The organism is Dactylosporangium sp. CA-233914 (genome assembly GCF_050942935.1).
Taxonomy (GTDB): domain Bacteria; phylum Actinomycetota; class Actinomycetes; order Mycobacteriales; family Micromonosporaceae; genus Dactylosporangium.
The window spans coordinates 219,665-246,516 of the sequence record NZ_CP192030.1 but is presented as its reverse complement, the minus strand read 5'-3'; the positions used below and the strand labels follow the sequence as shown (position 1 = coordinate 246,516).

General features: G+C 69.2%; 24 protein-coding genes. 5 read left to right on the top strand and 19 right to left on the bottom strand.

Annotation, left to right across the window (positions count from 1 at the left end):
- Positions 1-130 precede the first annotated feature (130 nt).
- The 4 genes from ACQPY0_RS01135 to mobF form a co-directional block, all read right to left on the bottom strand.
- A complete protein-coding gene (locus tag ACQPY0_RS01135; RefSeq protein ID WP_432983240.1) occupies positions 131-3,355 on the bottom strand; it encodes a helicase-related protein in 3,225 nt (1,074 codons plus the stop codon).
- Between the two features lie 733 nt (positions 3,356-4,088).
- Positions 4,089-5,114: a hypothetical protein gene (locus ACQPY0_RS01130; RefSeq protein WP_432983237.1), complete on the bottom strand. Its 1,026-nt coding sequence runs from the start codon at positions 5,112-5,114 to the stop codon at positions 4,089-4,091.
- Positions 5,115-5,201: 87 nt separating this feature from the next.
- Complete coding sequence (locus tag ACQPY0_RS01125; protein WP_432983234.1) at positions 5,202-6,884, bottom strand: enoyl-CoA hydratase-related protein; 1,683 nt, start codon at positions 6,882-6,884, stop codon at positions 5,202-5,204.
- Between the two features lie 233 nt (positions 6,885-7,117).
- Positions 7,118-11,464 carry a MobF family relaxase gene (gene mobF / locus ACQPY0_RS01120; protein WP_432983231.1) on the bottom strand — a complete coding sequence of 1,449 codons (4,347 nt, stop codon included), beginning with the start codon at positions 11,462-11,464 and terminating at the stop codon, positions 7,118-7,120.
- 238 nt (positions 11,465-11,702) lie between these two features.
- On the opposite strand from mobF, the gene ACQPY0_RS01115 reads away from it, so the two are divergent.
- Positions 11,703-12,038 (top strand): hypothetical protein, encoded by a 336-nt coding sequence (locus tag ACQPY0_RS01115; protein ID WP_432983228.1) that lies wholly within the window; start codon positions 11,703-11,705, stop codon positions 12,036-12,038.
- A gap of 211 nt (positions 12,039-12,249) precedes the next feature.
- On the opposite strand, the gene ACQPY0_RS01110 is transcribed toward ACQPY0_RS01115, so the two are convergent.
- The 7 genes from ACQPY0_RS01110 to ACQPY0_RS01080 all read right to left on the bottom strand — a co-directional run bounded on the left by ACQPY0_RS01110 (position 12,250) and on the right by ACQPY0_RS01080 (position 18,857).
- Positions 12,250-12,651 carry a hypothetical protein gene (locus ACQPY0_RS01110; RefSeq protein ID WP_432983225.1) on the bottom strand — a complete coding sequence of 134 codons (402 nt, stop codon included), beginning with the start codon at positions 12,649-12,651 and terminating at the stop codon, positions 12,250-12,252.
- Between the two features lie 78 nt (positions 12,652-12,729).
- Positions 12,730-12,993, bottom strand: coding sequence for a hypothetical protein (locus tag ACQPY0_RS01105; RefSeq protein ID WP_432983222.1), 264 nt, complete (start codon positions 12,991-12,993; stop codon positions 12,730-12,732).
- Positions 12,994-13,671: 678 nt separating this feature from the next.
- Positions 13,672-14,457, bottom strand: coding sequence for a hypothetical protein (locus ACQPY0_RS01100; RefSeq protein WP_432983219.1), 786 nt, complete (start codon positions 14,455-14,457; stop codon positions 13,672-13,674).
- A 294-nt stretch (positions 14,458-14,751) separates the two neighbouring features.
- Positions 14,752-14,931, bottom strand: coding sequence for a hypothetical protein (locus tag ACQPY0_RS01095; RefSeq protein ID WP_432983216.1), 180 nt, complete (start codon positions 14,929-14,931; stop codon positions 14,752-14,754).
- An 806-nt stretch (positions 14,932-15,737) separates the two neighbouring features.
- The gene (dprA, locus tag ACQPY0_RS01090) at positions 15,738-16,910 is read right to left on the bottom strand and encodes a DNA-processing protein DprA (protein WP_432983213.1); all 1,173 of its coding nucleotides are present in this window, start codon (positions 16,908-16,910) and stop codon (positions 15,738-15,740) included.
- Between the two features lie 107 nt (positions 16,911-17,017).
- Positions 17,018-18,265, bottom strand: coding sequence for an FAD-dependent monooxygenase (locus ACQPY0_RS01085; RefSeq protein WP_432983210.1), 1,248 nt, complete (start codon positions 18,263-18,265; stop codon positions 17,018-17,020).
- 292 nt (positions 18,266-18,557) lie between these two features.
- Positions 18,558-18,857, bottom strand: coding sequence for a hypothetical protein (locus ACQPY0_RS01080; protein ID WP_432983207.1), 300 nt, complete (start codon positions 18,855-18,857; stop codon positions 18,558-18,560).
- A 72-nt stretch (positions 18,858-18,929) separates the two neighbouring features.
- Here ACQPY0_RS01080 and ACQPY0_RS01075 point away from each other — a divergent pair, with 72 nt between their 5' ends.
- A complete protein-coding gene (locus tag ACQPY0_RS01075) occupies positions 18,930-19,907 on the top strand; it encodes a hypothetical protein (RefSeq protein WP_432983204.1) in 978 nt (325 codons plus the stop codon).
- A 589-nt stretch (positions 19,908-20,496) separates the two neighbouring features.
- On the opposite strand, the gene ACQPY0_RS01070 is transcribed toward ACQPY0_RS01075, so the two are convergent.
- Positions 20,497-20,763, bottom strand: a complete 267-nt coding sequence (locus ACQPY0_RS01070; protein ID WP_432983201.1) for a hypothetical protein — start codon at positions 20,761-20,763, stop codon at positions 20,497-20,499.
- A gap of 136 nt (positions 20,764-20,899) precedes the next feature.
- Between ACQPY0_RS01070 and ACQPY0_RS01065 the strand changes: the two genes are divergently transcribed.
- Positions 20,900-21,913: a hypothetical protein gene (locus ACQPY0_RS01065; protein ID WP_432983198.1), complete on the top strand. Its 1,014-nt coding sequence runs from the start codon at positions 20,900-20,902 to the stop codon at positions 21,911-21,913.
- Positions 21,914-21,936: 23 nt separating this feature from the next.
- Here the strand turns inward: ACQPY0_RS01065 and ACQPY0_RS01060 are convergent, their stop codons facing one another.
- Both ACQPY0_RS01060 and ACQPY0_RS01055 read right to left on the bottom strand, forming a co-directional pair.
- Positions 21,937-22,386 carry a hypothetical protein gene (locus tag ACQPY0_RS01060; RefSeq protein WP_432983195.1) on the bottom strand — a complete coding sequence of 150 codons (450 nt, stop codon included), beginning with the start codon at positions 22,384-22,386 and terminating at the stop codon, positions 21,937-21,939.
- 8 nt (positions 22,387-22,394) lie between these two features.
- Complete coding sequence (locus tag ACQPY0_RS01055) at positions 22,395-23,330, bottom strand: hypothetical protein (protein WP_432983192.1); 936 nt, start codon at positions 23,328-23,330, stop codon at positions 22,395-22,397.
- 163 nt (positions 23,331-23,493) lie between these two features.
- On the opposite strand from ACQPY0_RS01055, the gene ACQPY0_RS01050 reads away from it, so the two are divergent.
- Together ACQPY0_RS01050 and ACQPY0_RS01045 are read left to right on the top strand one after the other, a co-directional pair.
- Positions 23,494-23,685 carry a hypothetical protein gene (locus ACQPY0_RS01050; RefSeq protein WP_432983189.1) on the top strand — a complete coding sequence of 64 codons (192 nt, stop codon included), beginning with the start codon at positions 23,494-23,496 and terminating at the stop codon, positions 23,683-23,685.
- 43 nt (positions 23,686-23,728) lie between these two features.
- Positions 23,729-24,082, top strand: a complete 354-nt coding sequence (locus ACQPY0_RS01045) for a hypothetical protein (RefSeq protein WP_432983187.1) — start codon at positions 23,729-23,731, stop codon at positions 24,080-24,082.
- Between the two features lie 566 nt (positions 24,083-24,648).
- On the opposite strand, the gene ACQPY0_RS01040 is transcribed toward ACQPY0_RS01045, so the two are convergent.
- From ACQPY0_RS01040 to ACQPY0_RS01020, 5 genes are all read right to left on the bottom strand, one after another.
- Positions 24,649-24,858 carry a DUF4314 domain-containing protein gene (locus tag ACQPY0_RS01040; protein WP_432983184.1) on the bottom strand — a complete coding sequence of 70 codons (210 nt, stop codon included), beginning with the start codon at positions 24,856-24,858 and terminating at the stop codon, positions 24,649-24,651.
- A gap of 82 nt (positions 24,859-24,940) precedes the next feature.
- Complete coding sequence (locus ACQPY0_RS01035) at positions 24,941-25,537, bottom strand: hypothetical protein (protein ID WP_432983181.1); 597 nt, start codon at positions 25,535-25,537, stop codon at positions 24,941-24,943.
- A gap of 139 nt (positions 25,538-25,676) precedes the next feature.
- Positions 25,677-25,982 (bottom strand): hypothetical protein, encoded by a 306-nt coding sequence (locus ACQPY0_RS01030; RefSeq protein ID WP_432983178.1) that lies wholly within the window; start codon positions 25,980-25,982, stop codon positions 25,677-25,679.
- Between the two features lie 45 nt (positions 25,983-26,027).
- The gene (locus tag ACQPY0_RS01025; protein ID WP_432983175.1) at positions 26,028-26,243 is read right to left on the bottom strand and encodes a hypothetical protein; all 216 of its coding nucleotides are present in this window, start codon (positions 26,241-26,243) and stop codon (positions 26,028-26,030) included.
- A gap of 98 nt (positions 26,244-26,341) precedes the next feature.
- A complete protein-coding gene (locus tag ACQPY0_RS01020; protein ID WP_432983172.1) occupies positions 26,342-26,791 on the bottom strand; it encodes a single-stranded DNA-binding protein in 450 nt (149 codons plus the stop codon).
- Between the last annotated feature and the right edge of the window lie 61 nt (positions 26,792-26,852).

Genomic DNA, 26,852 nt, shown 5'->3' with positions numbered 1-26,852 from the left:
GGCGTCCCGACGGCAATATCTACCTCGGGGCAAGGGAACCATGTGTCGATTAATCGGCTGGCTGCGTCTGCCTGCGGAGACCGGTGGGTGCCTGGGTCTGGCATGGCCGCCGTGGCGTTGGATCGCGACGTCACTGTTGGCCTCCAATAAGGCGTTTGAGTTCAGACAACTGAATCTGGAATCGTTCGATGCGGCGTGGGCCGCCGAGGACTGCGGCGGGGTTCTGCTGTCGCAGCCGCACTGTCGGCGTAGTGGCGCAGGAGTCGACGATGTACAGCCAGTAGTCGGTGCCGCGTTGCTGGGCCTGCGCCCACTCGTTTTGCTCCAGCCATACCGCACGCAACGGCCCTTGCAGCCCCTTGACTTCAACGAGTCGCTGCTCACGCGTCGTCCGATGACGGGCGAACAGGTCGTAGCCGACGCCTGCGGTCTGTCGATCGTCGACGTCGAATCCCAGCTTCTCCAGCTCGGCCACCACGGTGCTGATGGCGACCTGTTCCGAGTCGGGGTCGTAGCCGAGGCGATCCGCCCTGGCTCCGCCGGTTACCGACACCCAACCGACCAGGCGAACGGCGCTCGCGTTGACCTGGGCGATGTCGTTGAGGACGGCCAGGCGCTGAGACTTGGCGACGTTGAACTGATCGAGGAGCGCAATGCGTTCCTCGACGGCCCGATCGGCGATGGACTCCTCAAACCGATACTGCGTGGCGTCGAGCTGCACGCGGGCGGCCTTAATCCATGCTTGCCGTTCGTCGATCAGGCTTGTCACCTGGGCACGCAGTGTGGTGCGCGCGGCCTCCGTCGCGTCGTGTCGTGTGGCAGGGGCCAGGGAGGTGGGCCCGGACGGCGACGGGTCGCCTGCCGCGTGGGCACGCAGAACCATCAACGATTCCCAGGCCACTGGCAGCGCCTGCCCAGCCGAGCATCGGATAAGCAGTGGCGCTTTGCGGGTGGTACGTGAGGCACCGTCGTGCAGCTGGATGTCGGCGTCGAAGAGCACGAGCAGGTAGGAGGTGAGGGAGGCGTTGTCGATGAGGGCTGCACCACGCACAAGGTCTTCTTCACCGACGGTCAGCGCGTAGGAGACCAGTTGCTGAAAGGCTTCCTCAGTAGGCCCGAGCACGATGACGTCATCAAGCCCGGTCGCCCCATCATTGATCGCTTGTCGGACCGACGAGCCATCCGCGGCGACATAGACGGCGTCACGCCCACCGAGTGCAGCGGGTAGCCGTTCGCCACCTGCCGCCCGCAGCATACGAATACCCCTCGCAGGGCCAGGGCCGGTCGACCAACCACCGCTTCGCGCAAGCTGGTCGATCATCGCATCAACGATGACCGGGTTGATTGCCTCCAGGCGATCCGCAGCGAACCGTTCCAATGCCGCAGACACGTTGGCCGCACTACTGAGGGCGCGCTCGTCGGCGACAAGGGTGCGGGCGGTTTCTAGCAGCGCGGAGGGCTCAGGAATCGTGACATGGCGCCCCGCCTGCGCATCCACCATGGCCCTTCCCCAGTCGAAACCGGCTCGCGAAGCCGTGGCGTCGAGAAGGTCGTACAGCTTCCCCTCGAGCGACTGGGCTGCGCTCTCCAAGTTGCCCAGCATCACTTCCTGCACTCGGCCTTCCCGGGTGTGCGGGGCAACCAGGTGGTAGACGTGCACCGGTTTGCGCTGCCCGACTCGGTGCAGGCGTCCCATCCGCTGCTCCAGCCGCACCATGGACCACGGCAGATCCCAGTCGATCATGACTTGGGCCGACTGAAGGTCGATGCCCTCACCGCCGGCGTCCGTTGAAACCAGCACCTGGAAGGCTCCGTTGAGGAACCGCTCCTGCAGGGTGTCACGGCTGCGTTGGTCGACTGAGCCTTCGAGGACATCGGTGCTGAACTTGGCATTGTCGAACCGGGTCCGCAGCCAATGCGCGGTATCCGCGAACTCGGTGAAGACGAGCAGCTGCCCGGCGCCGGGACGAATCTCATGCCGCTCAAGGATCCGCAGCATCGCCTCCCACTTGGCCGGCGTAGCAGCACCCGCAGCCTGATCCAGTGTGCGCAGGACTGTGGCAACTCGCGCCAACTCTGCCTGCTTGTCCTTTGTCCGAGAGGAGACCAGTGCGGTCTCCGCTCGGGCCCATGCATCGTCATCATCTGCCGCCGGGCCCAGGCCATCGGCCGTCAGCAGATCATCGGGAACGAGGACGGCGCCACGCTCGTGGGCGGCACCCTTCAACGCAGCTTCGCGACGCCTGATCGTCGCCGCAGCGGCGTGCAGCCCCGATGCTGCCCGTTTGCCGTAGATGGACCGAGCGAGCGTGGCGTTGTCGGCATAGAACGCGTCGACGTAGTCCATCACTGCGTCGTAGGCAGCTGCCTCGTACGGGTTCAGGTTGACTGCAATGGTCTCCGAGAACCTGGGTGGGAAGAGGTCGTTACCGTCGTGGTCGACGAGCTGCTCCTTCATCCGCCGCAAGAAGGACAGTTTGCTTGGCACCAACGCCGACTCGTAGTCGCTCTGGCGGGGATCCCACGGATACAGCGTCGGATCCAGCAGGTTCATCAGGCCCCGAAAATAGTGTTCCTTGCCCCGGTGCGGGGTAGCCGTCAGCAGCAGCAGGTGGTGCGTCCGCTCGGCCAGCGCTCGCCCTGCGGCCAAATACTGGCTCGTGGGCGTGAGTCGATGCGCTTCATCGACGATCGCCAACGACCAGGAAGCCCGCTGACCGGCAACCTTCCTGCGCACGTCGGCGTTGTGCGTGAACAAGTCGACCGAGACGACCCAGGTGTCATACCGTGGATCGAGGTCGGCCGGATCAGCGGCGATCAGATTGGTGATGCGACGAGCCTCGACCCCAAAGAGCCGCTGGAGGTCACGCTCCCATTTCGTCACGAGGTGAGCAGGGACGACGACCACGACCCGTCCCTGGATCAGGCCCTGTCGGCGGCCCTCCGTCAGGTACATCCCGGCCATGATCGTTTTTCCAGTGCCGGGTTCATCGCCGAGCAGGAACCGCAGTCGAGGCTGAGTCAGCATGTGGCCATGAACTGCATCATCTTGATGGGCATACGGCTTCAATGGGCGGGTCGCGAGGACGGCCGATCGGATTCGCGGCACGGCGTGCTGCATCCAACGGCCCCACAAGCCCGTCAACGCACGTTCCGGCTGGCCTCCACGATCATTGACAGGAACCAGCCCAGCGGTCAGTTGGTCCTCGGACAACAGGATCCTTCGAGGCTGACCGCCACCGTCGAGCACCAGCAACTCGATGGCCCCGTCACCGGCCCAGTCGGCGTCTCGCACGGTCACGAGGTCGCCGTCGACACGTACCTGCCGGCCCTTCGCTGGTAGCTCGACTGTCATCTAGCCCCCCGCCTGCCTGCCGGTGGCGCACTTTCGATCGACGGTCGAGGCGACACCACAGGCGCCGTCATGGTCATCGCCGGATGCATTCTTCCACCCGCAAGTGATCATGACGCAAGGTACGTCCCACGACACGGCCGGAAGTGATGCTCACGTACGTAAGGCATCGAACACGGAAGGTGAGCATTGTGCGATGGTGCTGCCAACGTCAGGTATCAGCCCAGGTCAAACCTGGTTGGCGTTAACAGCGCCGACTGCATCACGTAGTTGACGCTGCGCACCGGACCGGCCCCAGCCGGCGGTTAACGACGCCAACGTGGGTCAGCACGTCGCGCGCCTGGGCGGCGAAGTCCGCGGCTTCCGCTTGGTCTCCAGCAGGAGTGAAGGGCGTCGAAAGTGTCGGCGAGCCGCTCGGTGAGGTGTTCTTCGGTACCAGCGATGATCCGGCAGCACTGGTCGAATTCGCGCTACGTGCTGTTGCCGCCCGCAGTCCCAGCGATGCGGGACCGCCGCTGTGCGGCTCGCGGACTACAGCCAGCACATCACCGTCCCAGTGCTGATCGTCGGCGAGTGTCCGCGGTGGTCATCCCCGGCGCCGGCCATTCAATTCACCGCCACCGAACGGCACCGACGGAGTTCGCGGTGAGCAACGCGTGAAGCCGGACGGCAACCTCAGCGCACGGCCGCGCGGCGTACGGGCCCGGCCGCTGCGGCTGAAGGGGTCCGGGTGCGCTCAGCTCAGGTCGGGCTCGTGGTGTCCCGGACGATGCGCTGACCGCTCGTCCACCGGTTCGTGTGTGACCCGTCCGTGGTCCTCCCCAGCAGCGGTGATGCCGCCGCTGGCGGTCACGACTCGGGTCAGCCGGTCGATCTGGGCGCGCAGCTGCTGCACCTCGCGTACCAGGCCGGCCGCCTGGACCCGGGAAGACACGGCAGCCACCTGACGCAGGACCGAGGCCATGTACCGGCCGACGGGCTGTGGGGAGGTGCTGGCCGCAGGCGCGCGGTACTCTGGCGGAGACGACAACATGGGCTGGGCGGAGATCGCATCTCGCTGGGCCCACCTGTGGGGGCCGCGATCACCATCGGGCAGAGCGGCCCCGTCGTCGCTGATCGTCAACACGACACCGGTCTGCGCGTGCAGCACCGTCGTAGCGTCGATGACCTGGTAGAGCCACTGCGGCTCGCTCGACGCGAGCGCCCGTCGGGTGGACCACGCGACCGCGTCGGCCATCCACAGGCCGGGTTCGGTGACGTCGTCCCGGTGGACCAGTCGCATCCGGTTGGAGATCTCCCCGCCGCGCACCAGATGCCGGAACGTGCGCAGATCGCGGTGCTCCGGGTCGGCGAGCCGCTGGCCGCTGCGCTGGGCGGCGACTGCCTGTGCAGGGTCGGCCCGCCGATCGAGCACGACGTCGCTGACCTTCTGCCCGTCCAGGTACCGCAACAGTCGCTGCAGCGCACTCTGCCGGGCCGCCTCACGATGCTGCTCGATCGGCGTGTGCGCGACGACCACGGTCCAGCCCGCCCACTGCGCGACGGTGCCGAGCATCGCCTCTACGACGCCCATGTGCCCGAGGCGGTGCAGGCGGGTCGCGTGGAACTCGTGTCCGGCGGCCGCGGCTCGGGCGGCCTCTACCGCGTCGTTCAGGTCGCCGCCTTCGACCAGGACCGCGGCCAGGAGGTAGATGCCAGGGTGGCCCTGCCGGTGGATGAACGACTCGTCGACGAACGCGGTGAGCGCGCTGGGCCGGGTCACACGCAACCTCGACAGGTCCCCGCCAGCTCCCGGCGGGTGTGGACGCCAGCGAGAGTGCTGGTCGATGGACGCCGCATCGTCGCGGCGCTATCGGGCAGCGCGGTGTGTCGCGAGCTGCGCGGGTGTGCGGTCCGGCCGGCGCTTCTGGACGAAGTTGCGGCGGCGTAGGTCAAACTGCTGGCGGTCGTCGAACTTGTCCCGGGCCATCTCGGCGAGCTCCAGCTGTGCCCAGTACGCCAGCGGGCGCGGCTCCGCAGCGGCGGCCTCACGCTTGTCCTGCAGCGCCAGCTTCCATCGCCGGTCCTGGGCCTGCTCGCGGGCCAGGTCGAGCAGCCAGTCGCGGTACTCCTCCTCGCGCCGCGGCCCGACCTCGTCGACCGGCCCGATTCGAGTTGCCTGGTCAGCGTCGATCGGGAGCCGCTCGGTGAGCAGGCGGCGTGCGGTGTCGGCGCCCACGCGCCGCGTCAGGGTCCGGGTGTGCAGCTCGGAGCCGTACAGACCCATGTCGGCGTAGAAGGGGTTGAGGATCATGCCGTCCCGGGCGGCGACGAGGTCCGCACCCAGCGGCAGCATGACCCCACCGGCGCCGGCGTTGCCGGACACGCCGGCGACGATGACCTGGCCGGTGTGCTGGACGATCAGTCGGCATACTGCGTTGATGGCGCGGATACTCGCCCACGCCGCCATCGCCGGGTCGTCGGAGGCCTCGATCGCGTTCAGGTCGATGCCGTTGCACCACGTATCCAACGCGCCCCGCAGGATGAGCACCCTGGTGTCCTGCGCGAGTGCCTTGCGCAGCGCGCCGGCGAGCCGCCGCGACCAGGCGACGTCCACCGCGCCGTTGTACGGCGCGAACACCAGCTCGCCGACGTGCTGGCCGTGGCGCAGGTACCGGATCCGTGCCCGGTCACGTAGCCACGGAACCCCGACCGCCGTATCCGGCAGGACCTGGACGGCCGGCCGCTTGATGCCTACCGTGCCGTCAGCTGCGACCCGCTTCGCCCGGCCGATCCACAGTCCGGTCCGATCCCCGGTCGCCACCAGCACCGCCTCGTCGTCCCGGCCGACAATGGTGCCGGGCCGGCCGGCCACCGGCCGCTGCGCGAGGTCGGCGTCGAAGATGTGCACCACCCTGCCGTCCAGGCTCGTGCGGACACCCGGACTGCCGTCGGCTGCCCGGATGCGACGCAGGATCGATCCGCCCGGCTCGTCCCAGCTGAACGCCCGGTCGGCCTGCCGCATCAGCGGCCGCAGCGTGGCCGACGGCACCGCCCTCGGCGCGCCGTCGAGCTCGACCGGCCGGAAGCCGGGCCTCTCGGCCTTCATGACGACCTCGTCCAGGCACTCCATCGCGGCGTCGGACACCAGCCCGCCGTAGAGGGACGACTTGCGGGGCGGGTCGTCCGGAAGCCGGAACGCACGGTCCGCCCAGATCGGACCCGCGTCCATCTCCTCGACCGCCTGCAGCGCCGTGACACCCCAGACCGGCGCGGCGTCGCTGATCGCCCAGTCCAGCGAGGAAGGGCCTCGATCGCCGACCGGACCCGGATGGATCACCACCGTGGGCCACCGAGTCCACACCGCCGCTGGAACACGATCCTTGAGGAACGTGCCGATGATGATGTCCGGCTGCGCCAAGTGCGCAGCAGCGATCATCGTCGGTTCGTCGAGTGCGAACTCGACCGCGACGTCGTGCCCGCTCGCCCGGAGGCGGCACCAAGCACGCTGGGTCAGCGAATTGAACGACGAGACGAGCAGCAGGACTCTCATGCCTGCACCACCGCGACGGCGTCGTGTCGTCGATCGGCGGGTCGGGGCAGCAACGGCGATGGCGGTATCACACTCGTGAGGCTTCCTCCGTCCATCGGCGCCGACGACGGGTCAACCCGTGCGAACGGGTGCCATCGCGTGCCACGAAGCGACCCGAGTAACAGGCCCTGGCGAAGCTGTCATGAAGTGGAGTCCCTGCTGCGAGGTGGGCCGGTGTCACCCGGCAGTCGGGTTCAGTCTAGGTCGGGCTCGTCGACCGGATCTGCCGTGAGCGTGTCAGCCGCACTGGCAAGATCGGCGACACGCTTCGCCCCAGCGCCAAACGCATCATCGATCCGCGGCAGCATCGGGCGCTCGTGCGGCGACGGCCGCGTGGCGTCCACAGCCCGCACCCGCGCGGTGGTGACGCGAACGCGATCCACGACGTCTTTGGCATTGCCCATTACGCGCTGCATGCGGCGGGCGCGTTCGGCATTGGCGAGGTAGCCGGCGTACCGGGCGGGCAGCGTGTCGGTGTACCAGCTGAGCCACGTCGCGTGCTGCCGCTCGAGGTCCTTGACCCGGGTCGCGAGCTGTCCGACGCGTGCCTCAGCGGTGCCCAGGGCCGCCCGGAGCCGGTCGACGCGTTGCTGTGCCACAGTGCCTGGAACGGCTGCGGTAGTCGCCGTGGTGGTCGCCGGCGGGGGTGGTCCAGTTCGCCACCAGCGTCGTACGGATGACGGCCGCTGTGGCCGATCGCGGTCGTGTTCGGCGACGGCGATTTCCGTGCGGAGGTCGCTGACGGTGTCGCGGGCGTCGAGGAGGTCGAGGTGGGCGGTACGCAGGTCGTCGGCGACGTAGCCGGGCTCGCGGGCCTCGGCGTCGCGGAACGCGGCGAGGAACTGGCGCATGCGGACGACACCGGCCGCGTGGATTTCACCGGCGAGGGTCGTGGGTCCGAGGACGAGTTGGGCGCGGTGCCAGGCGGTCGAGCGGGTGATATCCCGTTCGAGGGGCTCCGCGCGGATCGGCTCGTCGCTGGTGTGCTGGTAGCGGTCGCGGTACGCGATGACGACCTCAGCCCGGTCCAGCCAGACGCGCCGCCCGGCGGCGTCGGACGGGACCGGTCCGAGCGGTGCCGTCCACGACGGCGGCTGCTCGGCTGCGAGCTCGGCGAGCGCGGTGACGCGCTGGTCGGCGATGGCGGCGACCTGACGCAGCGCCTCGGCAACGTCTGGGTGGACGCCGGTGAGGTCGGGCACCCGGGACGTGTATGTGTGGGACGGGTTGGCGGCCAGCGCCCGGCGGGGGTCGTAGACGAGGTTGTGGAAGATGTCGTCGAGGCGGTAGGCGAGGACCTGGGCGACGCTGGCGGCGCTGTGCAGTTCCCGCCGGTTGACGGCGGCGGTGAGGATCCGCGCATCGTCGTAGCCGGCGTCGGCGAGCGTCCGCAGTTTGTACGCCACGACGCTCATCGCCGGGTCGTGACGCAGCCGGGTGCCGGCGTCCGGGTCGAGGCGGGCGACGATGGCGATGTATCGGGCGGCGTGCGCGCGGCCGAGGAGGTCTTCGAACGTGGGCCCCCAGGTGTGCAGGGCGTCGTGTTCGGCGAGGAGCGTCTGCTCCGTCTCGGTCGCGGTGCGGTCGGCGTCGTCGGTGCGCAGGACTTCGGCGAGCAGACCGGTCCCGGACAGTGGTGGTTCGGCCCCGTACGGTTCGGGTGGTTCCGGGTTGGTCAGCACGTACAAGAGGTTGAGCCACCTGCCGCGGGTGGCCATGACGTACAGCTTGGCGCGGGTGATGCCGTCGCGGATGAGCGCGCGGGCGGTGTCCACGGTGCGGCCCTGCGCAGAGTCGACCGTCGCGGCGTAGGCGAGCTGCACGTGTTCGGCGACGTAGTCGGCGGGCAGGAGGATGTCGTCGCCGGTGCGGACGTTGCGTACCTGCAGCGTGCCGTGCCGGCCGACGTGCAGGACCTGCCAGCGGTCGCGGTTGGCGACGAACTTTCCCGCCCGACGGTCGCCCAGTCCGAGGGCGGAGGCGATGCTGAAGTCGGCGTCGGTGTCGGTGGTCAGGCGCCGATCGTTGTGCCGGGTGACGACGATGTCCCCGGCGGAGGCTTTGGTGCCGTCGCGGAGCTCGACCCGGCGCCCCCGGCCGACGACCCCGGCGCGGATGAGCATCGCGCGGGCCTGCGCGGCGAGGTCAGCGGCTTCGGCTTCGGTCTCGACCAGGATGAGCGCGTCGCGGCCGTCGAGGGTATCGGCGAGCCAGCCGGCGAGGAGCCGTTCGGTGAGGTGTTCGTCGGTGCCGGCAATGATCCGGCCGCGCTGGTCGTACTCGCGCAGCACGGTGGTGTCCCCGGCCCGCAGCCGCAACGACGCCGGTCCTTCCCACGGTTCGCGGAACCGGTTGATGTCGCGCAGCTCGACGGTGCGGCCGATCCCAGCGAGATGGCGCAGCAGCCCGCCGGGGCCGATCGCGGAGATCTGCGCCGGGTCGCCGACCGGGATGAGCTTCCCGCCGACCGCGTCGAGGAGCCGGACGAGTTCGGCGAGGTCGGTGGAGGAGACCTGGGACGCCTCGTCGATGATCAGCCACTGTCCGGCTTTGAAGTCCCACTGCCCGGGCCGGCTGTCCTTCGGCGGGGTGTGCTGCGCGTGCAGCCACATCGCGATATTTTCGGTCCGGAACCCGGGCGCACCGTCCTTGCGAGCCTCCGTGGCGAGCACCTCGGCCGCGTTCTGCGACACGGTCAGGCCGAGCACGGGAATGCCGGCGCGTGCGGCGACGATGCCGACGGCGCGCTGCAGGTAGGTCTTCCCGGTCCCGGCGGGACCGACGACCCCGGCAACGCGGTGGTCGTCGCCGAGCACGTGGAACAGGGCGGCGCGTTTGTCCTCGGACAGGCTCAGTTCCTCGGCGACGGCGGTAAGCAGGTCCGGTGGGGCGGGAGTGGCGCCGAGCCGGGCGGCGTAGCTGAGGACCTGCCGTTCGACGTCGAGGACCGCCTCGGTGGTGAGGCGCAGCTGCCGGTGCCGGGTGTAGATGGACTGCCGGTCGCTGGTGCGCAGCAGCGTCGGCCCCCACTGCACGAGCGCGGGCGGGGTGAGGACCCGCAGGCCACCCCAGCCCTGGTTGGTGGCGTGCACGGCGAGGCGATGCACCCGCGACCAGTCCGTCCGGGTGTTCTCGCCTGGGGTGATGTGCAGGACTCGGCCGATCGCCAGCTCGAGGTGATCCAAACCGAACACGGCCCGGTCGGCGGACAGGTCCCGCAACGCCCGCGTCACCGCCAGCTGCGGGTCACGGCGGACCGCCTCGGCCAGGATTTCCGCCCGTCGTTCCTCGTCGCTGACCCCGAGCCGGACGACGGCGGCGTCGACGTCAACCTCCGTTAGCACCGCACCCGGCCGCAGACTGCGCCGGGCTCGGGCGACCGCGCGGGCAGCGAGTTCGGCGGTGACGTCGCGGACCCGGCCGGCGACGATCGCCCGCACCTCCGCGGCGGTGTCCAAGCCGTGCCGGGAATCCTCAGCCCGCCACCGCTGCACCGCCTCCGCCGTCGACTCGGCGCCATCTCTGCGCAGCCGCGTTCGCAGCGTCGCGACCTGCGCGATGCGCCGCCACCGCCGCATCGACATACCCGCCGAACCGGCCGACGGTTCGGCCGCCAGCTCCGACTCGATCGCGGTCCGCCGCTTGGAGTACACCTGGATCGCCCGCGGAGAGATCCCGACGATCTCCCGGATCGTCGAGCCAGGACGGGCAACGTAACGGGCGCCGAGCCGCCGACCGAGCTCCACCTCCACGGCCCGCTCGTAGACGATCCGGGTACTCACCGAAGCCTGATAGACCGCCTTGCCGTCTAGCGCGTACCAGCGCCGTTCACCGTCCTCGCCGGTCACCGCGACCTTGGCCGAGACCACGATGTGCGAGTGCACCTGCGGGTCCTTATCCCGCGACATCCGGTGGTCGTACACGGCAACGGCCAGGCCGTCGGTGTCCACCTGCGCGACCCCGTTCGTGCCCAGCCTGGTGAACGCGGCGTGCCTGCGCAGGTGCTCCACGGCAGCCCGGATCCCGGCGTGGTGCGCGGCCATCACCTGCGCCTTGACGTGGCCGTTGCCGAACGCCCACAGCAGCGACTCGGACTTGCGCATGGACACGGTGACGTCGAAGCCGGCCACCGGCCGCCGCTCCGGCGCCGTCCACACGTCTAGCCAGACCTTGAACCGCTGCTCGTGCGTCGCGCCGTCAGGCAACGCAGCGAGCGCCTGCTCGGCGAGCTCCTCGCGGCGGGCATCGGTCAGCGGCTCGAACCGCCGCCACAGCCGGCCCAACTGCTTCCCGGTGATGGGGTGCTTGCCCTCCCCAATAAGGAGTTGCAATTCGCTCGGTTGCACGATTGGGCCGACGCCGAACAATTCTTGGGCCTGCCCAGTCCACCATCCGGGCGCCTCGCCGTGCGCAGTTGAGTCCGCATAGTAGGCCAGCCCGGAATTGTTCGGCGCCGGTCGAAAGTCATGCTTTCCAGGGGCCACCTGCGTGAGGAGATAGTTCACTCCGGCACCGGGATGAATCTTGGTGACGGAGAGCATGAGCCGAGCGTACGGCTCCGCCGCACGGACCAGCGACATTGTGAATGCAAGGTTGTGTGCCAGAGAGGAGGGTGACCAGGGGCGTGGGGCGAGAAACGCCACGTCAACCACCTTGGGCATGCCTGGCGAGGGCAAGAGAAGTGTTCTTAGATCGACCACGAACCATTCTTATAGGTGGCGTGTAGGGGCTCTTTGGACGTAGCGTGAGTGCATGGCGAGACAGGGCACGAATGATTACGTGGAGCGGCTGCGCCAGCGTCACGCGACTGAGTTGGCGGCGGTGCGGCGGGTCGCGGACGCGACCGATCGGTTGGCGGCGGCGGGCGTCGCGGCGGACGTCGCGATTGCGGCGGCGGTCACCGTGTTCGGTGGCGTGGAGCGGACGGCGGATTCGGTCGGGATGACGGTGGACGCGGTGCGGGCGGCGCAGGGCCGGGCTCCGTCAGGGGCGGTACGGGCGGCGGTTGCCGGGCGGCGGGGCGCCTCGGGCGGCGGTCGGGCGGCGCGGGGTGAGCGGTCAGCGGTAGCGGAACGCCAGGACGAACGCGACGACAGCGGCGACGGCAGCGACTAGACCGACAGCGGCGGTGGCGTAGCCGATGACGGCGACGGTCCTGCCGATCATGTCGCGGGCCGGTTCGGGCGGCGGGGACATGGGGCGGTCTCCCCTGGTGGGGTGTGGTCGGCGGACGCCGTGCGGGAGATTGTCCCGCACGGCGCCTTCATTTTCCTGTGAGGCCCGGCCAGGCGGCGGCAGAGGCTCGCGGCACCGCCCGGCCGGGGGCTTAGCGGCGGTGGGCGCCGGGAGCGGTGCGGAGGCCGAGGTGGTGTTCGAGGGCGCGGGCGGCATCACGCGCGTTGCGCTGCTCGCCTCGGGCGAGGAGGGCGCGGACGTGGGCGAGGTAGGGGGCGATGATGACGGTTTCGTCGTTGGCGGCGGCGGCGCGGTCGATGGCCTCGAGACGTGCCTCCCATCGCGGGGGGCGCTCTGCCGGGGCGACAGTGAACGACTCGGCGTGGACGTTGTCCAGGAGCGGCCCGACGCTGTCGGACAGTTCGTAGCGGGTGCGGCCGGTGGTGGTGTCGGCTCGGGTGATGGTGAAGCGGCGGCCGGTGAGTTCGGCGACGGTGCCGTGATAGGTCACGGTGGCGCCGACCGGCGCGGCGTTGTGGCGTCTGCGCAGCATCGTGGGTGCCCTTTCGCGGGTGGCTGGCCGTTGGGTGCCGGGCGGCGCCGGGCTGGTGGCCCGGCGCCGTGAGGTCGGCTAGAACGGCGGCTCGCCGTGGTAGGTGCGCAGGTCGTCGGCGGTGACGGTGACGGGTCCGGCGTAGTACTCGGGGAACTCGTCGGGGTTGGGCGGGGTGTCGCCGTTGAGGATGGCGGGGATCAGCTCGGCGTAGCGGCCCCAGCCGAGGTCGTGCATGCGGTCGAGGGCGGCGGCGTAGATCTCGGGTTCGCCGAGATGGTGGGCGATGATTGCGACGTCGCCGAGGGCGGTGAGGTCGGGGGTGGTGAGTGCGAGGGTCACGCTGGGTCTCCTTTGCGTGCGGTGCGGGTTTCTGGAGTCGGCCGGTGCTAAACGACCTACATAAATGATACATCATACGGGTGCTGTTGACTAGGATGGATGTAGTGTTTGTGCTGGTGGGGCGGTGTTTGTTCTGCCGCGCAGCGGCAGGGCGCATGAACGTTGAGCCTCGTGTGGAGGTCCATCCCGTCGCCTGATCTTTGATCTGTCGCGCCGGGTGGTCGGGTGCAAACGAGTGCTCTTTTTGCTCGTTTGCACCCGGCCGCACGGTGTGACATACCCCTTGGGGTCAGGTGGCGGGATGGACCGGAGCGCGAGGCGCCACCCTCGGACCGTGCGGGCCGGTCGGGGTTTTGGGCCATCCTGTTGTCTGCCCCGCCGGCGAGGCGAAGTTTTCGTTCGGGGCGGAGCCCCGAGTACCCGCGGCGGCAGCGGGGCGCCGGCGGGCGGATGCCCGGCGGTGGCGGTGCGTGCGTGACGAACCGCGTAGTCGCAGGGCCAGGGCCAGCGGATGCTGGGCCCCGGCCCGAGTCCCGCGGGAGCTGCGGACAGCGAGCCCGGCGGGCCGGGGTCCACGGGATGCTGCACCGGTTCGGTGATGGCGTTCGCCGGCGGCGTCTTTGCGCCCCCCGGTTCGCGGGCGGCGACGGGGGTGCGTCGGCCGACGGGCAGGGCCGGCTACGGCTGGGCTGGCGGTGCTACCGGCCGCAGCTGCCGGGGCTGGCTGGTGGAGCCGCGGCGATGCTGGATGAAAGCGGCGGCGGTGGCGCCGAGCCAGCGGCGCCTGATGCCGCGTTTGCCGGGCTCCCGGTCGTCGGGTGGCGGGAGGTAGAAGTCATTGCCGGCGAGGAGGCTGTGCAGGGCTTCAGCGGCCGGGGCTGGGAAGGCGTAGCCGGGCAGTTGGGGTTGCCAGGTGCCGCCGTAGCCGGCGAAGACTCCGTGGAGTTTGGCGCCGAGTTCGATCTCTTCGCAATCGTCGACGATGAGCCATCGGCCGTGGTCGGCGGTGGCTTTCGCGATGAGGCGGTGGCCGTCGAGGGTGGCGTGGCGGGTTGCGATGGCGTAGGCGTGCCAGACCGGTTTGCTGTTGTCGACGTAGCGGCTGAACGCGCCGCGAGTGATGTGCAGCAGGTTCGCGAATGCGTTGACGTCGTACAGCGTGTCGGGGTCGATGGCGAGGGGCATGTCGTGGCTACGTGCCTGGCCGGTTTCGGCGACTCGGGCGAGGTAGCCGGGTTTGAAGGCGGTGATGTCGGTGATGCGGTACCACTCGCGGCCGGTTTTGCTGCCGTCGGATCGGGTGCGCACACCGCGTCCGGTCGTGTCGGTGTGCCACGGCTCGGGGAAGCCGGTGGCCGCCCGGTCGGCGGCGAGGTTGACAACGGTCTGCCCGGTGCGGTTAAGGAGCTCGGCGACGCCAGGGCGGTCGGTGCACTCGTGACCGCGGATGATCCTGATCTGCACGGCAGAAGGTTCCTGTCGGTGAGGGCTGTCCGCCGTGCTGGCGGCGGCCGGGGATCACTCCGTGGAGTGTTAGCACACCCCGGCCGCCATTTCCAGAAACCAGCCCCGCCCGAAGGCGCGTGGCCGACAACTGCTCAGTCTAGCTGTCGTGTCTGGCATGGTCGAGCCGCCGGCGCTCACGCGTAGCAGTGTGGCTGGGGACGGGGCTGGGGCTGTGCTGAGCAGGGTTCGGTCGGCTGGGGCCCTTGTGAGCGGGCTGGCCTCCGGGGACGTGGAGGCCGGCCCGGGACCGCGTCAGTCGCGGGTCGGCTTCGGGTCGCGGTAGCCGTTGATGATGCGCAGTTCGGCGAGGTCGTCGGCGCGGTCGAGGCGGTAGTCCTGTTTGGCGCCGTAGGGCACGTGCGGGGTGGTGCTGCGGCCGCGGTGGATGTCGGGCTGCTCGGCCTGCTGGGCGATGTCGAGGTGGTGGAGCACGGCGGTGACCTCCTGGTCGGTGTGTGGGGTGCGGCGGGCCCGGTGGTGCGGGGCGGTGCCGCGCTGGCGGTCCTAGGTGGGACCGGTCGGCCGGTGCCTGGGCAGGCAGGCCGTAGGCCAGGCCGCGACGGGTCGGCAGCGAAGCGGCCGGCGCCGCGGAGCAAGCCGGGCCGGGCCGGCGGGGGCGGTGCTTGCCAGGTGCCGGTCTGGCCGGTCAACCCTTGGGGCTGCCGGGCGTGGTTCCGGTCCGCGCCCGGCCTGCGGTGCCCCACGCCGACCGGGCGGCGCCGTGCTGCACATCGGCGGCGCCGGCTGGACGGCAGCTCGTCCGCCGCGGCAGGCAGCTCGACGCCGGCGCTGCTGCTCGTTCGGCGGCGGCAGGTCACGTCGCCGTGTCCGTTGCGGCGGGTCGGGGGGCCGGGCAGGAGGCGCTGGCCGCGGCCGGTGCCCAGGCCGATGCCGTGGTCGATGAAGCAGCGCGCGCACATGTAGGCCCAGGGCCCGTATACGGTCTTGCCGTCGTAGGCGGCTTCGACCACGACCTTGTGCAGTTCCCAGTGCAGCGAGCATGGCGGCATCGGGCCGTTGATGTAGGTGACCTGGAGGTCCGGCTCTGCCAGGCGCTCGGGCCGGTCGGCGGTTGACATGGACAGAACTCCCTTGCACAGGTTGCAGCCCCGGCGGATGCCGGGGCTGCCGGGTACGGGGTGCGGCGCGTGTGGTGGTGCTGCGCCGTCGGGAGGTGCGGCGCCGCCGCGCCGAACCGCGGGGGACGGCTCGGCGCGACGGTGCACACAGGTGGATCGTCAGTCGCGTTCACGGTGCACAGCGGGCGGTTCGCCGGCGCGCCGGTAGCCGTTCGGGCTGGCTACCACGAGTCCGAGCTCGGCCAGCAGCGGCAGGGTTCGCTTGGCGTCGCGGTCGCTGACCCCGGCTGCCGCGGCGATCTGCTCCGCCGAGGTGGCGCGGTGTGGCTGCACCGCGTCGAGGATGCGCGCCTGGAGCGCGTCGAGAACTTCGTCGGGACGGTGTCCGGTTGGGGCCGGCTGGGCGACGCTGCCGATCTCCTCGATGATCTCCTCGACCCGGGTCACCAGGACGGTGTCCGGCTGGCGGAGCTCGATGTGAGAACCGACGGACATCGCCGAGGTGATCGGGCCCGGCACGACCATGGCTGCGCGCTGGAGCAGCCGGGCGTACCCGAGGGCGTTGCGCGCCCCGCTCCGTGAGCCGGCCTCGACCATGACGGTGCCCTTGGTCGCGGCGGCGATAATGCGGTTGCGGGCCAGGAACTGGGCCTTCTGCGGCTGGGTGCCGGGCGCCCACTCGGTGACCAGCAGCCCTTCGTCGCCGATCTGCTGCAGGACCGCGGCGTTAGCCGCCGGGTACGCCTTGTCGATCCCGCACGCCAGCACGGCGATTGTCGCCCCTGCCGCGGCCAGCGCACTGCGGTGCGCGGTCACGTCCACACCGAGCGCTCCGCCCGACACGATCGTCCAGCCGCGCTCCGCGAGCCCGTAGGCGAACTCGGAGGTGACGTACGCGCCGTATGCGGTGGCCGCTCGTGCTCCGACGACGGACACGGACTGCTGCAGGGTCTCGGCGAGCCGCAGTGGTCCGCGCAGCCAGAGGCATAGCGGCGGGTGGGTGTCGCGGTGGACGGGGTCGTGGTTGATGGTGGCGAGGTCGGCGAGGGCTGGCGGCCATTCGTCGTCGGCCGGGGTGATGATCCGGGCGCCGAGCCGGTCGGCGCGGCGCAGCATGTCGTCGGCGATGTGGTCCACGACGGCGGGATTGCGGTCGTTCGGCTTGAGCGATGCGTCGAGGGCCGCCGTGAGTTGCGGGCTGACACCTGTGCCGTGCAGCACCTGGTCGAGGGCTTGCGCCGGGCCGCTGCGGCGGATCAGGCTGCCGACTTCGCGGCTGCCAGGCGTGGTGAGGGATGCCAGGACGAGGTAGGCGGTGCGGTCGGTGGTCATGGGTGCCTCCAAGGGGGCGAGTCGATGGATTGACGGGGCCGGCCCGCGACGCCGGTTGCAGCGGGTGCTGGCAGCGCGGGTCGCGGGCCGGCCGGATCGGGGTTGGCTCAGACCGTGCCGAGGCCGTACTGCCGACCGAGTTCGGGTCCGAGCTGGACGGCGGCGACGGCAGCGGGCAGGTGGCGGTGCTGCCACCCGTCGAGGGCGGTCGTCAGGTCGGCGTGGTATTTGCGGTGCTGGGTGAGCGCGGCCGCGAGGCCCCAGGCCTGTTCGATGCCGTTGTTGGCGCCGCGGGCGGTGTGCGGCCGGACCGGGGCGAGGGCGTCGCCGATGAGCACGGCGTGGCCGGCGCCGACAGGCCACACCATCTGGGTCGGGGGTTCGATGTCCATGACCGGGGCGGCCATCCTGGTGGTGGTGGCGTGCACCAGGGCGGCCTGTTCGTCGGGCAGGTACTGTTCGGCGCTGGCGTCGACCTCGGTGCGGGCCGCTGCGGTGATGTGGTGCGGCAGGGCGAAGACCCGCCGGGTGGGTGGGGCGCCGAAGAAGTCTTCGTATTGGGCGGGTGTGGCGCTGAGGTAGAACGTCCAGTCCGCGCCGTCGGGGATGGGCGCGACGTTGAACTGCATCCCGCTGTGCTCGGCGGGTTCGTAGCGCAGGAAGTCGTGCAGGTCCGGCTGGGTGCTGGTCGTCTGGCCGCGGTGGGCGACGTAGCCGGCGTAGTGCAGTCGCCGCTGCGGGTCCAGCAGGCGGCGCCCGGTCGAGGAGCGTCCGTCTGCGAAGACCACCAGGTCGGCGGGGGCGGTGTTGCCGTCGGCGAAGTGCAGCAGCGGCTGGTCGTGCTCGGCGGACAGGCCGGTGACCCGGGCGCCGGTGCGCAGGACGTCGGTGGGCAGGCGGCGGGACAGTGCCGTGTGCAGCAGCGTCCAGGTGGTGTTGCGGCCGGCGTAGAGGTGGCGCCGGACCTGCCCGGGCTGGCGCTGGCAGACGGTGATCTGCATGACGGCCTCGGAGTCGTGGCGGACGAATTCGTCCTGGGGGATGCCGAGGTGGTCGAGCACGTCGAGGGAGGAGTGCTCGAGGCCGATCAGGCCGCCGCCTTGCGGGGCGCTGGCCGGGACGGCCTCGTAGACGGTGACGTCGTCGATGCCGGCCTGCAGGAGCAGCAGTGCGGTGGTGGGGCCGCTCAGCGATCCGCCGACGACCGCGACCCGCGGGCGCGCGGTGGTTCGCGTCGTCGACCTGGCCGGCGTAGCGGCGGGCCGGTTGGCCGGGGCCGTGGTCGAGGTGCCGCGGTCGGGCGGCGTGCTGGATTGCGGCTGGCTGTCGCGCTCGCTGCCTGCGGTGGAGAACATGCGGTGGGCTCCCATCGGGCGTTCCGGGTGCGGCTCACCTGGTGTGTGCGCCGGATCGGGCGATCCCGGCGCGTCGGTGTGCCGCGCTGACGGGCCTGGTCAGAGGCCGCCCTGGGCCGGGGCCGCAAGCCCCCAGAAAGAAGATCTTGGCGTCGAGCGGAGCGAGACATGGGTGCCAAGATGTTCTGCGCTGGGGGCTTGGCTGTCCCCGGTTCGGGTGGCCTGACCTTTGGGTCCTCAGCAGCGGCGTCTCCGCCGCCGCTGGGATGCCCGGCCCCGGCAGCGCGGCAGGTCAGCCCCGGACAGACGCCAGATGTCCTTTGCCAACGAAGCTTGTCCGTGCCAGCAACGAACGTGCGACGTGGGTTCCTGCCAGTGAACTCAGTCCGTGGCGGTGCGCGACCAGCGGCAGCACGTTTGGTTCGCGCCGCCGGGCCAGCAGTTTGTACTCGGTGCTCGCCGCCCGCGGCAGGTACGGCCCGTCGTGCTCGCCGCGCAGACACCGACCGATGCGGTCCAAGGCGCGGCAGTTCGGCGCGAAACTTCGGCAGCAGTCGGGCCGCCAGGTCGACGCATCGGTCTCGCTCAACATCGGCGACCTCTCTCCGTGCGATCACGCTGTCGAGGCGCGACGAGGGACACGAGGGTCGATAGACTCGCAAGCATGAGTGGTCCGCTACGCCTTCCCAAGTTGCGTCAGGCAATTGCCGACGCGCTGTGGCAAGCGAGTGCAACCGATCTGCCGGACATCTGCTCGTCCTACGGGCTGGATTCCGGCGAGGAAAGCGAAGCAATGTTCAGTAAGCGTGCATATGTAAAGTCCCGGATTAAGCATTTCACGCTTCCCCGGCTGGTGGACCTAGCGCAGAAGGTCCTCGAGGAATACGAGCATCAGCCGCTAACGGAGATGCTGCAAATGGTCGGTGCCCAGGGAGTCGACGGCGACTTTCGCAATCTCATATTTGCAGCCAATGGCCCGAAGCCAAAGATCATCTTTACCGACGCGATTAACAATGTAATACGGATCGTCGACAACGAAGAGTACTGCCTCTCTTACGACAAGCCGCTTGAGCCTCATGGGCTCACCTGGTCAGAGCTGAACTCTTGGTGGGCTGGCGTCACAGGCTTGGGAAGTGGTGACGAAAGGGTTGCCGCAAGCAGCTTGTATCAGAGGCTCATCGAGTCACTTGATCGAGGTCTGCCCGAATCGGAACGCCCTGGACCCGAGTACCTAATGTTTCATGAATACTGTGCGCTCTGTGCGGAACGCGGGTTTGACATGCCTGCGTTAATACCCCAGGTGTATCTTCACTACGATCCGTATGTTCGACGCAAATTCATGGTCGAATCCGGGCAGCCAAAGCGGCAGCGCATGGACTTCTTGCTTCTATTGCCGAATCGAAATCGGGTCGTTATTGAGATCGATGGCGTTCAGCATTACTCCCATGATGGCGTTCCGAGCCCTCGGCTCTACGCCGACATGGTTGCCGAGGATCGAAGACTGCGGCTCGCAGGTTACGAAATCCACCGTTTTGGCGGATACGAACTTCGGAAAAACAGCCCTTCCGCGCGCCCGCTAGTTCGGCAATTCTTCGTTGATCTACTTGAGCGCTACAAGTTGGAACCGGGCCGGCAGCGCTAGAACGCCCAGACCTCGCCGGTGCGGGTGGCGCGGTCGGTGACCCCGGTGGCGAGCGCGTCCTGCCGCGCCATCCGGCCCCCGGGAGCCCGACACGAGAGCGTCGATGGACCGGGTCGACTCGCGCGGTGCTCCTTGCCGACCGAGATGCCCCACCGGTTCGGGCGGCGACGGGCGTTGAGGCGTGCCGGCGAAGCACCCGGTGCCCGGTGTGCCGCAACGTCCGGTCGGTGATCGCCGACGCGGTCGCTTCGGCGCCGCGCGGGTGGACTCGCCGGTGCGGGCGCGCATGTCCCACCCGACCGCGGATCGCCGGGAAGCCCTAATGCGCAACCCATCGCGGTACTCGACGCGGAGTGGAGGCGTCACGCACAGACCCACGGAGTCGCAATGGATGGCTCTCTGCTGGGTTCGGCCCGGTTCGCTGGCAGTGGTCGGCGAGCCGTCACTCGTTCGGTGCACCGGGAGACAGAGTTCATTGGCATACGGACAGACTTCGTTGGCAACGGACACCAGAAGAAGCCAGCCGCCACGGTCGCTGCGGCTGGTGATGCTGAGGCTGGTGCGGCCTGCACGCGCCGGCGACCTACGGTCAGCGAGGCGTCGCCTCGCGCCGAACCTCCGGGGCGAGTTCGGCGCGGCGGCGCAGTTCCCGCAGCGGCAGGGGCCGGCTGACGCCGTTGCGCCGTTCCCGCAGGATCGCCACGTCGCCCAGGGTCGAACGCAGGCGTTCCTCCTCGGCCTCCGCCGCGGCGAACCGGTCGGGCGCGATGTCGAGCAGGTGCCGCCACTGCCGCTGGCCGGCCCGGACACACGCGCCGAAACAGTTGTAATGTTCTCCAGAATTCGGATGTCTCATGAGACGTCGCCGGCAAGGTGGTGAGACGGCTTCCAGCGCTGCTGGAACCTCGACCGGCCCTGTATCCGCGCCGCATGGCCATGAGACACCCCGGTAATGTGTGCCGCATCGGCTGCCTGGCTCCGGAGGCTCCTGCATGCGTTGGTTCAGACGGAACAGCTGGGTCCTTGCGGCCGCGTCGCTGCTCGCCGGTATCGGTCTGCTCCTCTGGTCCTGGACGGTTCGGGATGACGGATGGCTTTCGGGGACGCTGGTCAATGTAGGAACCGCACTTCTCCTTTTCGTCCCGCTGCTCATCGCCGGGCGAGTCATAGAGAAACGTTTGGACGAGGTCAGGGCCAGTCAAAACCAAATCGAACAACGGCAAGAGAAGACCGCGGAAAGCATTGCGACTCTGGCTGAAGAGGTTGCGCACACGCAGGAGGATCTGCGCCGCACGCGTGACCGCCTAACCGAAGCTGTTTCGAGTCGGCTCGCAGCAAGCAGGCAGCAGGACCGTCAAGCCTTCGAAAACGTCGAGGAAGGCCCGTCGCATGAGGTTGTTTTCGAGGCGCTCATGCGTGCGGCGGCACTCCACTTAACAACGGAATCTGGATGTCGAGTTCCGATTCGCAATACCCGCCTGTATCTTTGGTTCGAGACGCCGACTACTCACGATAGGTTCCAAGACGAGCCCGACCCTGGTGAGGACCTGTACCTGCGTTTGGAATCGGCGGGCCGCGGTCGGGTCGACCGGCTCTACTGGCCTGCGGAGATGTCTGCGGAGGACTTTCTAGTCACGCTGGCCGAGGCAGTAACACGTTCGGGCGAGTATCCCGGCGACGCTTCGTTTGAGGCAGGCCGAATTTTTAGCGACTTGCGCGAGTTGTTGGAGGTAGTTCACGAGTCTGCCACGTCGGGAAGCGCCACTCCCGTTGTTGGGGCTATTCAGTTCTTTTCGCCTCAGTGGGTTATCACTGAGGCGGGCTTGATCAGCGTCGGCAGGCCGGGTGGCGGCTACTCAATTCCCTTTACGCGCATTCAAGAACCAAGCTGGCCAGCCCAGATGGCGGGCAAAACGTGGCTTGATGTGAACTCCTTCGACAATGCTTATGCGGTAGCCTGCGAAATCGCCGCACGGCAGCCGAAAGTTGAGGAGATGCCCTTCTAGGTGAAGGGTGAGAGCGCGACGAGCTATCCGCCTACTTGGATTGGTGTGACGGTCGAGCCATTGCAGCGAGCGAGTTCCTCGAGATAGCGCAGGTAGAGGTAGGTCGTAGCCGGACTGGCGTGTCCCATCCGCCGCTGCACCATCAGTAACGGATTGAACGCCACGTGCTCCGGCAGGCTCGGCAGACCGCGCGGCCGCTGCCCCTCGCGGTCGATCGCGAGGCGCATCAGATACTTCAACAGCTGCAGGCAGAACGAATGCCGCAGGTCGTGGAACCGCCACGGCCGCGCCGGCAGGACCGGCGCGAGCGGGTCGTCCACGGCGTGCCGCTGCATGCGCCGCCACGCATCCAGCCGAATCCGATCCCACGACGACGGCCCCAACATCAGGCCGCCATGCCCGAGGAACACGGCCAGCGCCTCCAACCCGTCGCCCGTCTCGCGCACCGTGATGCGCCGCAGCGCCGGGCTCATCGCCTCCATCACGAAGTTGCGCCGGACCCCGTCGAGGACGCCGCCAAGACGGCCCGTGTCGTGATCGACGCGGTCGCCACGAACAGATCCGCGCGCCGCGCCGTCAGTGCCCGCGCCCATCGGCGGACAAGGTCCGGGCGCTCCAGCAACAGGAAGGCATCCAGCATGCGCAGCGCCGCGATCGGCACGTAGACAACGCGCCGGCGCCGGTACTTCGCGCACGCCTGCAACACAAGATCCACTGGGTCGGCCGGGCGACGCCAGCCCTCACCCAACTCGGGCAGCAGCAGCGTTGACCACTCCTGCTTGCGCATCCCGGTCAGCAGCGCCAACTCCACCGCGGCGCGATGCCGGTGCGGAGCCCACCCCCGAAACTCCGGATCGACCTCGGTATCCGGCAGGTGACCACCCATTCCCACGTCGCGCCAGTATCGGTACTGCGGCAACGTGAGGTGCCGGATCTGCATATCCTTGGCCGGCGCGCCGCCCAGCGGACTACCGCGCCGCGGCACACGGAACGGCCGCCGCCGCAGCCGGCCCTGCTCCACCAGCCAGGAGAACAACGCGTTGAGCACCGCGGCCTCGCGCCGCCAGGTCGCGTCGTCTACCGGCTGCTCTTGAAGCTCGGTGCGGGCCGCACGGTACGCGATCAGATCTACCTCGGTCGCGGAGAGAACGTCACTGCCGCGCTCGGCCAGGAACACCACCAGCGGCCGCGCGATGTACGCGTAGCAACGCAGCGTCTCCGGCTCCAGAAACGCGTACGCCAAATGCCGAAACCACGAGCAGGCAGGCTCGACTGGGCGCATCTGCGCATCGAGCAGGACCGGCATCCCGTCGGGTAGGGCGCGATGATCCAGGATCTGCCGCACCGCCTCGCCGGACGGGCCATCAGGCACGGCTGGCTGCTCAGCCAGCCGTCGGCATACGAAGTACAACTCCACGCGCCACCCGCATCGTCACCGTGAATACCAACACCATGATCAACGGCGATCGGCGTATCGAGGATGCGGTCGGGTACGGCGGTCGGACTACCCCCGACATGGTCCGAAGCCGGCTAGCCCTAGCCTGGGCTCGGACCCGGCCCACGTGAGAAAAGGAAACGTCATGATTTCTATTGAAATCGTCGAGAAGGATCCGCGGCGTGGGATCCTTGCCCGTTGGGACTCCGCCAACGTCGTGCCTGCCATCGGGGACGCCGTCGTGCTCGATGAGGGGCAATACCGCGTCGTCGAGCGCGTGTGGCACGGATCACTAGATGTGCTACTCGTGGCGACGAAGGAGTTTCCGGTCGAGTGATTCGCTGTCTCACTGAGACAGCGACGAACTGTGGAGAGAAGTTATGGCTGAAGCCATCGGCGTAGGCGCGGGGCGGTTCGATGCCTTCTGCGCGGGCCCAGTCGAGCATCTCGGTCTTGGTGAGGTGCGGCGGGTCGCACATCGGGAACCGGACGGTCCACGGCTTCCAGCCCCGTTCGATGGCTGGCGTGCGGTGCTGCTCGGCCCAGTCGATGCCGACGTGGAGCACGGTTGTGGCTGGGTCGGCGTTGGCGGTGAGCCACGCCCGGCACGGCTTCTGCTTCAGATGGTGCGAGCACGGGGCGATGCGACTGTTGCCGATAAAGCGTTGGTCGGCGAAGACCTGCCATGGGGTTCGGCCGTCGGCGACAACGACAGGGGTAACGCCGAAGCGTGAGGCGCTATCGTCGACGAATCGCCATAGGTCGGGATCCTCGGCTCGGGTGTCGGCGATGAGCAGGACGAGCCGGTCGGCGCCATGCTCGGCGGCCACACGCATCGCGGCCGCCCAGGACCCGATACCGCCGCTGTACTGTACGACGTGCAGGATGCCCGGCCCTCGCGGGCGCGGTGCAAAGGGCAGGTTTGTGGGCATGCACTTGGTCTCCCAGGTGTGGTTGTGGCGGCGGCGCCGCGCAGAACGCAGCAGCCACCTGGTGCCTCGGTTCGGGCGGACTGGTCGTTGCTGGCGTGGCAGCGTTTGCTAGCGGCGGAGATCGGCGGACCGTCCAGCGCTCGCGACTGCCGATGGCACCTGCCTCGGAGCTGGTCTGATCGGCGGAAGCGAACGGTGCGTTACGCGAGGTCGTTGCAGGGCCCATGCCAGCTGGTTGGCCGGTCCGACGATGGCGGGCGGGATTCGTCGGCATGCGCGGAGCCGATCGGCTGGTCGGCCGCGGATGTGGTGAGCAGGTCGGCCGGACCGGAGAGGGAACGTGTCGGTGCTGCTGACGCGTTTCGGGATCAGTCGCCCGGCGCGGTGTCGATGACGACGAAGATGTCTTCACCATTGACGAGGCCGAGCTGGATGCCGTTGTCCCAGCGGACGTGGGTCGTGCCGGCGCTGTCGACGAGCGTGACGGTGCCGAGCGTGCCGGGCTTGATGGCGGTGTATGGGTCGGAGCAGCGGATCAGCGTGACTCGGTCGCCGGCTTTCGCCAGTGGCGTGGGCATGATCATCACCTCGAGGTCGGGGTTGCGTGGGCACATGGGTGAGTACGGTGTCGGGCCAGGGCTCAGGGATGCTGTGCCTGGTTCATGGCCATGGGGTGGGGACGGGCGGCTCGTGGTGGGCGATCCAGGAACGCATGCCGTCGGCGTCGAGCCAGATCCAGTGGGTGCCGTCCGCGCGCAGCTGCTGGCTGTAGACGGCGTAGCTGGTGATGCCGAGTGCGGTGGCGAATCGGGTGAGGTAGTCGGCGAATGTGGCGGGGCGGCCGAACTGCGCGTCGAGGGAGTCGAGCTGCCGGCCGATGCGGCGCAGCATGGTGGTCATGGACTCGGCTCTGGGCAGGTCGACGGCCAGCGGCCGGTATTCGTAACGCCAGCCCCAGCAGCGTCGGTCGTCGGTGATGCCGCCGGTGTCGATGCTGGCGCGGACACACAGGTCGGCGTAGCGGTCGTAGACGCCGTCGGCGTTTTCGAAGTGCGGGTTGAGCAGGTCGCCGGGCGCGGCGTACCTGAAACCTTGCGAGTCCAGCCTTCGCGCGGATCGTCGCCCCCGAGGAGGAGCTGTGGCATCGATGTTGGGGGTGTACCGGTAGCAGATGGTGCCGACGAGTTCGGCGATGCCGTGCTGTTCGGTGCGGGCGAGCACGAGCACGAGGTCGGTTCGGGGCGCTGACGGTTTCACTGGCGGGCTCCAAGCCGGTGCTGTAGGGCGACGGTGCAGGATGGTCCGGTGCGCAGGTCGTGGCGGTGGGCCGCGTGTTGCGCCGTGATGCAGCGGCGACCGGCCGGTGTGGACTGCTGGGCACGGGTGCGGAACTGCGTCAGGTGCAGTCCAGGCCGCATGAGACGCAGACGAGGACCTGTTCGTCCGGGCGGTCGGGCGCGCCGATCCACACGCCGTAGGGCCGGTCGTCGTCACAGACCTCGGGTGACGGGTGGTGCCAGGCGCCGGCGACGGCCCTGCGCCAGGGGGCGACGTACTGGCCGCCGTGATGGGCGACCGGCGTCTCGCAGTAGGTGATCGCCGCTGGAGGCGCAATGTCGCGGGCGTGGCCGCCCGGTCGTGTCCTGCGGGTGGTGGCTATGGCGGGAACTGCTGAGGTCGGGACGAGGGCTGCGGTGGGCATGGCGTCTCCGTTTCGGGACGGCGCGGTGTGACGCGGGCGTGACGGTCAGCGCTTCGCGGCGCGTTCGAGGAGGCTGGCCTGGTCGGCGGCCAGCTGCGCGAAGCCGGCAGCGACGAGCGCGAGGACGGAGGGCAGGACGTCCTCGTGCGGCACGAAGGTGAATGTGACCATCTCGTCGTCGTCGCCGACGGCGTGGATGGTCAGGGTCCGTCCGTCGATCGTGATGTCGTCGAGCGTGAATTCGGGCATCTTGTGGGACATCCGAAGCTCCTCGGGCGGGTCGGCTGCGGTGGCGGCGGCCGGGCCGGCCCAGCCAAGGCGCCCTGGGGGCGCATGGCCGGGCCGTGGCCCAGGCGTGCTCAGTTGTGGACGCGTTCGCGGTCGGTGACCGTGTCGGGGTAGGCGTCGGCGGTGTACTGCTCACCGTCGCCGGTGGTGATGAGGTCGGCGCGCCGGGCGGGCCGTGCGGGGCCGGGGTGAGCGTCGCGGCGGCGCATACTGATGGAAAGGTTGCGGGCGAAGAGTTTGAGAGCGGGCAGGTCGTCGTCGTTGGTGTAGGCGAGCAGTTGCCCGGCCTCGACGATGACGTCGTCGCCGCGGCTGAGGCTGCGGGCCCGGGTGGCGACATCGCCCCAGCACAGGACGTCGAAGTACATGGGTTTGGCGTCGGCCTGCTTGCCCGTGTCGTCGCGGTACTGGCGGCGGTGGACGATCTCGAACTGGACGTATTCGCGGGCGTCGCGAGTGACGCCGGCCGTCGGCGACGTGCGCAGGGTGCCTTCGATGAGGACGCTGAACAGCGGCTGCATGATGGGTGCTCCACGGTCGAAGTGACAGACGAGGCAATCCGTGCGAGGGGCCAGCCAGCAG